We start from the raw sequence: 8,321 nt of genomic DNA on the forward strand, positions 1-8,321 counted from the left end.
CCCCACCCTTTCAACCTCAGCGTCGCTGTTTGGCGTCATCCAGTCCCGATAGGTGTCGCCGCTGTTATTGCATCCGGTGTCGCAGTACGTGACGGGTCGGAGCCCACCGGGATCGGTGTAGGTGAGGGGGCTTCCATTGGCGTAGCTGTAGCCATTGAGGGACTGCGGGTTGGTGGAATCGAGGATGGGGTCGACGCTGAGGAACCGGCCTGTGGTGGGGTCGTATTCGCGGGCGCCGAGGTGGGTGAGTCCTGTGGTCTTGGTGTCGTCGGTGCCGCCTACGAACCCCTTGCTGCCGGGCCAGGTGGCCGGCTCGGTGCCGCGGGTGCCGCCGAAGGGCAGGGTGCGGCGCTGGGTGAGCTTCTGGGTGGCGGAGTCGACGGCGAGTTGGGCGGTGCCGTGGTGGTCGGCGAGGGTGAAGGAGACGGTGCCGTCGTCGGTCTGGACGGCCGTCTGCCCGCCGCCGAGGTCGTAGTAGCGGGTGGCCTTGGGTGTGGTGGATCCCTTGGCCAGGGTGATTTCGGTGGCGCCGAGGTAGAGGGTGGTCTCGGTGGGGGTGCGGCCGATGAGGCGGTTGCCGTCGGCGTCGTAGAGGTACTCAGTGGTGGTGCTGGTGTCGCCCGCGCCGGGTTCGGTCACCGTGGCCAGGTGGCCTTCCACGTCCCAGTCGTTGGTCTGGGTGGTGCCGCTCAGGGTGCGGGTGGTGGTGTTGCCGGTCTCGTCGTAGCCGTAGCTGTCCTTCGCGGTTCCGGTGGGGCCGGCCGTCGTGATGGAGGACACGGCATGCGGATGGGGACTGCCCGCCTCGGGGTAGTCGTAGGTGCGCTTGGTGTCCTTGCGGGAGTCACCCGTGATGTCGTGAAGCGTCTCCGTGGTGCGGTCGCCGACCAGGTCGTAGCCGTAGGACGACCAGTACGGGGCCGGACCACCGAGCACGCTGCCGCTGGGGGTGGCGGCGCAGCTGGTGGTGTTCTGGGTCCAGGCCTCGGTGAGGCGGGTGAGGTAGTCGTAGGTGAAACACTGGGTGTCGGTCCCGTCGCGGGAGACGTCGGAGACGGACCGGACGTTGCCGGCCTCGTCGTAGTGGTAGGTGCTGTTCTGGTCGACTCCGGCGACGTCCTCGCGGTCGACCCGTGCGGACTCCAGGCGCTGGGTGCCCCACTCGTAGGTGTCGGTGACCCAGGTCTTCTTGCCGCCGCTCTTGGACAGCTCGTACTGGTACGGCTTGCCGGTGAGGTAGTAGCTGGTGGCGGCCTTGATACCCTGGCTGCTGCTCACCGAGGCTGGCCACAGGGTGGCGTCCTGGTAGGTGTAGCTCACGGTCGCCGCGGACAGGGAGCCTGCCTTCGGGTAGCCGATGCCCTGCACCGTGCCCGAGGAGTTGTACGTGGTTGCGGTCAGATAGTCGCCCTTGAGGGCTCCCTCGGCGGCCGGGATGGAGAGGGAGGTGCGCAGCGGGCGGTAGAGGCGGTCGTAGGCGACGACCTTGGTGGTGTAGGCGTTCCCATGATCGTAGCGGGTGGACTGTGCCAGCTGGCCCTTGGCGTTGGTGATGGTGTCGTACGTCCAGGAGGCGCGCAGCGTGCCGGTGGCCGAGGCTTCGCGCAGTTCGGTCTGGCGGCCGAGGTTGTCGTAGCCGTGCCACAGGGCCGGGGTGTCCGGGCGGGCGTCCTTGGCCGTGGTCAGCTGACCACGGTCGTCGTACGTACTCGTGGTCGTGCCCTTGTCCGGGTCGGTGGTCTCCTTCTGCCGGCCGAGCAGGTCGTACTTGTACGTCCAGACGCTGCCTGCCGGGTCGGTGAGCATGCTGAGCTCTCCGCGCGGTGTGTACTTGTACCGCGTGGTGTCGTACGCGCTGCTCGGGCTGGGCGTGTGGTGCTGGCGCAACTCGGTGGTCCGGCCGCGGGCGTCGACCAGCGTGGTGGTGGCGGTGCCGCCGGTGGGCGGGACGACCGTGGTGCGGTCACCGCCGTAGCTCGTCGTGGTCGTGGCCAGTACGGGGCCGCCGTCGCCGTTGCCCGCCAGCTGCTTTGCTTCGGTCTGGCGTCCTAGGCCGTCGTACTTGTAGCGGTTCTGGGTCTCCACACTCAGGGCGTCGGCGGGTTTCAGCAGCTCGGTGCTGGGTGCGCCGGCCGTGTAGTAGGTCGCGAACTCCTTGGACACGAGGCCGCGTTCGTCGTAGAAGGTGTCGGCCAGCAGGCGTCCGCCGTCCGGGCCGGGGTCTTGGGTCTGGCGGGGGCGCAAGAAGCCGTCGTAGAGGGTGTAAGAGGTGCGCTGAGCGCTGTTGTTGCCGAGCGTCTTGGTGCCCACGACGACCGGCTGGTTTTCGGCGACTGTGTAGGTGAACTGGTAGTTGGGGGTCTGGCCGGTGAGGGTGTCGGCGAGCCATACCTTGGTCGAGCGGCCCAACGCGTCGTAGGCGAAGTTGGTGGCGCCGCCGTTGGTGTCGGTCTGGGTCAGCGGCAGGCCCCGCAGGACGTCCTGGGTCGTGGTCGTGGTTTGCGCGGTGCTCGCGTCGCCGGCCTTGGCCGGCGGCGTGGTTACCTTCACCGTGGTGACGAATCCTGTGGCGGGGGTGCGTTCGGTCGTGGTGGTACGGCCGTCCTTGCGTTCTGTCCGCGTGATCGCCCCGCCGGCGGTGACCTTCACATCGGCGGTCAGATCGGTGCTGGTCAGCTGACGACCGTAGGAGTCGAAGGTGGCGCCGGACTCCAGGTAGACCGCGGTGGTGCCTTCGTAGTCCTTGAGCACCGCGGCCGCGGTGGCGTCGCCCTTGGTCGGGGGCGCGTCATAGGCGCCGCCGTCGTAGGCGGTACGTGCGTCGGACATCACGTCGTCGGGGCGGGTGACCTGCGCATCGCAGGCCTTGGACACCGTCTCGACGCGGGATGCGAGGGTGAGGATGTTGTCGCCGGTGTTGGTCGCGTAGGTGGTGCGGGTGCACTGGTCGTCGTCGGGGGTGCTGTCGTCGCCGAAGTCGTCGGCCTGGGTGATGCGTCCCGCGACCGTGTCGTAGGTGTTGGCGGCGGACATGGTGCGCCACTTAGCGCCGGCGCCGTCGTCGAGAGAGGTCCAGCTCTTGACGCGTGAGGTGCCGGTGAAGTTGGCGGTGACGGTGCCCCAGTCGCGGGTCTTCTTCGCCGTCTCGTGGTGCCAGGGCCGTTTGACCGTCTTGGCCAGGACCTTGCCGTCGGGGCCCGAGTAGCTGACGGCCTTGTAGGCGAAGCCCGCCGCCGGTTCCTCGTCGGTGATCGGGTCGCCTTCGCCGTCGCCCAGGGTGACGGTCACGGATTTGGTGCCGCCGGAGGGGGCCTTGCGGTCCCCGTCCATGCCGCGCAGGAAGTACGTGTCCGCCTGCGTCTTCATCGCCGAGGGGCCGCCCTGGCCGCCGGTCCGCACACGGACCTGCCCGTAGCCGCGCCACTGCGCCCAGGTCTTGAACTTCTCCTTGGTCAGGCCGTCGTCATCGTCGTAGTGCCAGGCCGCGCCGCCCAGGTACTGGTAGCCGGTGACCTGGTCCGGTGACCCGCCTGTGCGGTCGGTCGAGGTCACGGAGGTGACCACGTACTTGTTGAACCACTGGAGCTCGGGGTCGTCCGAGGTGCTGCCGCCGATGTACTGCGGAAAGCAGCGTGTGGTGTTGCTCTCGGCAGTGGGCAGTGTGCCGAAGTCGCAGGCCTGGTCCGAGTAGTTGACGTCGATCTGGCCGCCGGTCTCGTCGGCGACGGTGGACAGGCGGTCCTTGACGAAGGGTGCGTAGCCGTCGCCGGTCTTGTCGAGCCGGTTGACCAGCTGGGTGTAGGCGAACGTCGTCTTCGGAAGGGTGATCGACGGGGTGGCGGTGTGCCCGGTGTGCTGGATGGAGTCGAGCAGCAGCTGGTAGTCGGTGTCGGCCGTGCCCCAGCGATGGCTCAGTGCCCAGGAGTCGACGTCGCTGTAGGTGCTGCCGTTCCAGACCTGTGTGGTCACCTGGGTTAGACGTTTGCGGGTGAAGAACGCCGGCGAGAAGCGACCGTTGTCGCAGTCCTTGCCGGACTCGCAGTTCAGGTCCCAGGGGGTGTCGTACCAGGAGGCGGCGTCCTTGTCGATGTCCGAGCAGGCGGTGCTGGACAGGCAGCGCTCGGCGCTGGTGAAGCCGACCTTGGCCAGTGCCTTGGTGTCGTAGAGGGCGGAGGACTTCAGGCCGTACTCGATGTGGTCGAGGGTGCCGCCGCGCACGTAGCGGGTGTTGTCCTTGGCCTTGAGGTTGCGGCCGTAGGAGTTGGTCTCCTGGTTGTAGTAGTAGGCGATGGCGTTGCCGTGCACGTCGACGGCGTAGTCGAGGTTCCAGCGCCATGCCTGCTGGCACCAGGAGTCCGCGAAGGCGGAGGCGTGGCAGGGCTCGCCGGTGCCGTTGCCGAAGACGGGGACGGTCCAGGTGGAGTTGGTGGTCAGCTTGCCGTCTGCCCAGTTGGGCAGCCGGTTGTAGCCGAAGTAGTAGCGGGTACCGTCTGGGTCGGTCAGCCGCCAGTATTCGCCGTCGTTGTCGCCGTTGCCTCGGTTACTGGAGGTGAGGCGGTCGATCTTGGTGCCGTCGTCGTTCTTCAGCTTCCACGAGTCGGCGCCGTTCGGCACTAGTTCGCCGCCCTTGCCGTTGAACGTGAGGAACGCGTTGTCGTACGCCCAGCACAGGTCTCCGGGCTTGCTGCCGTCGGCGTTCTTCACACCGTCGTCGGCACACGGCTTGTACTTGCGCTCGATGAACCCGGACCCCAGGTCGAAGCCGTCGCCCGCCCAGGACGCCTGGTTGTTGGTGTTGCCCGTACGGCCGTCCACGGAGCCCGAGGAGTAGGCCAGCCCGACCTTGGGAGCGAGACCGCCCGGGACATCGGGCACCGGCATGTCGTACGACCAGGTGAAGTCACCGGTGTTCAGGCTGGTGTTCCAGGCCGCGGACGGGGACAGCGGGGTGGCTTTGTAGTCCCCGCCCGCGCTCTGCGTGTCCGCGACGGCGGCGAGCAGGGTGGGAGCAGCGGCGCTGAGGGAGACGTTCTGCGCGGTGAGGATCTGCTTCTCGGTGTCGTTGACCGTCGTCACCGGCTTGCCGGCGCGGCAGTGTGCCTCGCCAGGGGTGGTCAGCGCGCACTCGGGCAGTTGGACCAGGGTGAGGCGGGAGGCGTAGCCACCGCCGTAGGCGTCGGCGAAGGCGGAGTAGTCCAGTGCCGCGCGGACGCGGCCGGACCGGCCCGTCTTGCCTGCCTTGGTCTCGCCCTTGGCTTCAGCCTTGCCTCCGGCGTCGTCCTTCAGGCGCAGGGACATGAACAGCCCGTCCACGGCTGCCTTCTTGGCGGCCGCGCGGTCGAGGACGCGTGCCTCGACCGCACCGCTCGCCGGCTTCTTGGCGGCGCTGCCCCGGGTGTCCAGGCTCAGGGGCGTTCCCTTGACGCGGACAGCGGGGGACGCGGCGCTCTTCCCCGCAGTCGCGGGCAGTTCGACGACCGCCGTCACCGCCCTCGGCCACGCGATCTTCGGCGCCGTCCGCGGGGTGCGGGGTCCCTTCATCAGGGTGCGCGGCTTGACCTTGACCGGCGTCACGGCGACCGGTTTCCCGGAGTGGGGCACCGCTGGACGACCTTTGCCGTCGTCCGCCGCGAGGGCCGGTTGGGTCGCTCCCTGCAAGAGCGCGCCGACCATGACCGCGGCCGAAGTCAGTGCGACGCGTCGTCGCAGCCTTCTGAACCGTTTGCTGGATCTCTCGTTCATATCCTGTCTTTGATCCTTCGCTGCAAGCCCGGCCCGCGTGCTGAGCGCGGGCCGGGGCGCAAGTGGATTGCCGAGTCGAGGTCTTGCCGGATCAGTCGTCGCCGGGGACCTCGGTGGGCATGCCCGGCCAGCCCACGGCCAGCTGCTCGATCTGGGCGTTGCTCAACGCGCCCTGGAAGGCCCACAGGTCGGACACCGTGCCGGGCCAGTACTGGCCCCATGTGCTCGTCCCTGTCCTGGCCCGGCCGAGCTGCATGGGCTGGGTTGCCTTGAAGGCCAGTACGTCGTCCGCCCAGGAGAACCTGTCGGTGCAGTCTGTGTCGTCCGCTGCGCCGTCTCCGTTCGAGTCCGGGCAAGCGGTCTCCTCCAGTTCGCCGTTCACATACAGCGACAGGCGCTTGGCGAAGCCGTCGTAGGCCACGGCCACATGCGTCCAGTCCGTCGCGCTGAAGAACTTCCCGTTGTCGACCTGCTGGACGGAGGCTTCGGCGCTGTCCGCGGACGCCATGGCGATGCGCCATCGTCCAGGATCCGTGTCCGGGGTGGCACTTGGCTCGTAGCGCACCGTCAAGGCGCTCTGTGCCGTGCCGGGCATGCTGAGCAGGACGACGCCCTTCTGCGGGACGGCGGCAGCCTGAACCCATGCGCTGACGGTGAAGCTGGCGCTGGTGTCCACGGGCGCCTTGGAGGTCACGCCGTAGTCGTCGACGCCGTCGAGCGTGACGCCGCCGTCGACCCAGCCGGAGTCGATCTGCGCGCCGCCGGACAGCGTCATCGCATTGCCCGACGCGGACGCGTCCGGCGTCACCAGTGGAGAACCCGACGCGCTCTCGAAGGTCCAGCGGGCCTTGACCAGCGGTCGTCGCTGGAAGATCTGGCGGACCTCGTTGTCGGCCACCGGCCGGTCAAACGCTCTTACGTCGTCGATGTCTCCCTGGAACTGGTCGACGTACTGGCCCGTCCAGATGGCGCGGCCGACTTGGAGCGGGCCTTGGGCCTCCCAGGTCCTGGGCGCCGCGGCGCTGCCTTGCAGTTGCCCGTTGACGTACAGGCGGATCTGCTGGACATCGGCGTCGTAGACGGCCATCAGGTGGGTCCACTCGCCGGTCCGGGCCGGCTGGTTGGCCTGGACCCGCTGGTCGCGGATGTTGCCCGCCTCGACGTCTTCCAGCGAGGTACGCAGCGACCAGGTGTTCGCGGCCGCTTCGTAGGAGAGGTAGAACGGGCTGTAGTACGTGCCGCTCTGGCTGAGCACCGTGCGATTGCCGCTGGTGGCTCCTTCGGCCGGCTTCACCCAGGCGGAGACGCTGTACGAGCGGCTGGTGTCGAGCACGGGCAGGTCCGTGGCCGCGTAGCCGGTGCTCCCGTTCAGCCGCAGGGAGTTGCCCGCGATGCCGCTCGCTCCGAGGTCCGCGCCGCCATGCGGGGTGAGCGGCTGTTCGGCGGCTCTGCCGACCGTCTCCTTGGCGTCTGCCCCTTCGTCCAGCGGGAAGACAGCTCGGGCCGGACGGCCACTGGTGAGCGGTTGGTCCTGGTACAGGCGCCCGGCCTCGGCCGCGCCGACCGCCCGGTCGAAGATGCGCAGATCGTCGATGGTGCCAGGGAAGAAGGACTTGTGGACACCGCTGTAGATACCGGCGCCCAGCTGGAGCCCGCGACGGGCGTCCCAGGCGGTGGTGTAGGCGGTGGCGCCCGCCTGCTTGCCGTTCACATACAGCCGCAACTGCTTGGCGTCGCCGTCGTACACGCCTATCAGATGGGCCCACTCACCGACCTTGGCGTCTCCGGGTGTGCCGGCCATGACCCGTGCTATGGAGGCTCCGGGCGCGTCGGAGGTGTACTGGTTGAACACCCATCGGTCGTACGCCTGGGAGTAGTACAGCTCGAAACCCGGAGAGTAGTTGCCTGGCTGTGCGGCGATGATCGCTGTGGTCGTCGGCGTCTGGTCCATGCGCACCCATGCCTCGACGGAGAAGCTGTCCGATGTGTCCACGACGGTCAGATCGGAGTCCGCGTATCCGGTCGTGCCGTCGAAGTGCAGCCCGGTGCCCTTCTTACCCTCGGCGCCGAGGGCGGCGCCGCCGTGCAGGCGCACGGTCCGCGCAGGGGTAGTGGACGCGGCGGTGGCAGCACCGGCTGCCTCGTCCAGCGACCACATGGACCGCTCGGGCTGTCCGGCCTTCACCCGGAACTGGTAGGTACGCACCTCAGAGCCGTTGCCCGCCTGGTCGAACGCCTTGGCGGTGACGAAGTTCAAGCCCTCCTTGGCCGGCAGCATCTTCGTGATCCTCGCCGCGCCTTGGGACGTGGTGATTGTGTTGGCCGCCGTGGGGTCCGTGTTGATACCGAACCAGTACTTGGTGACATCGCTGTCCGCGGCCTTGAGCTCGAACGACCCGTACTTGCCCACCCCGTCGTACCACGGATCGTCCGGATTCTCCGGATCCGAGGCGGGATAGTCACCTGAGGAGATCGCCGGGGCCTTCGGCACGGAAGCGTCGTAATAGAAGTAGCAGGCCGTCTGGTCACCCGTATACGACCAAGGCGAGTACTGGGCCAGGGCCGTTGCGTGCTCGCGA

Annotated in this window: 2 protein-coding genes; both read right to left on the reverse strand. The window is 68.3% G+C overall.

Annotation, left to right across the window (positions count from 1 at the left end; translation table 11 throughout):
- The coding region (locus VT52_RS34465; RefSeq protein ID WP_107481539.1) for an RHS repeat domain-containing protein at positions 1-5,673 on the reverse strand (5,673 nt) is incomplete at its 3' end.
- 160 nt (positions 5,674-5,833) lie between these two features.
- On the reverse strand, positions 5,834-8,321 hold a 2,488-nt coding region (locus tag VT52_RS34470), incomplete at its 5' end, for a LamG domain-containing protein (RefSeq protein ID WP_206306695.1).

This window comes from Streptomyces malaysiense (assembly GCF_000980885.2).
Classification (GTDB): Bacteria; Actinomycetota; Actinomycetes; order Streptomycetales; family Streptomycetaceae; genus Streptomyces; species Streptomyces malaysiense.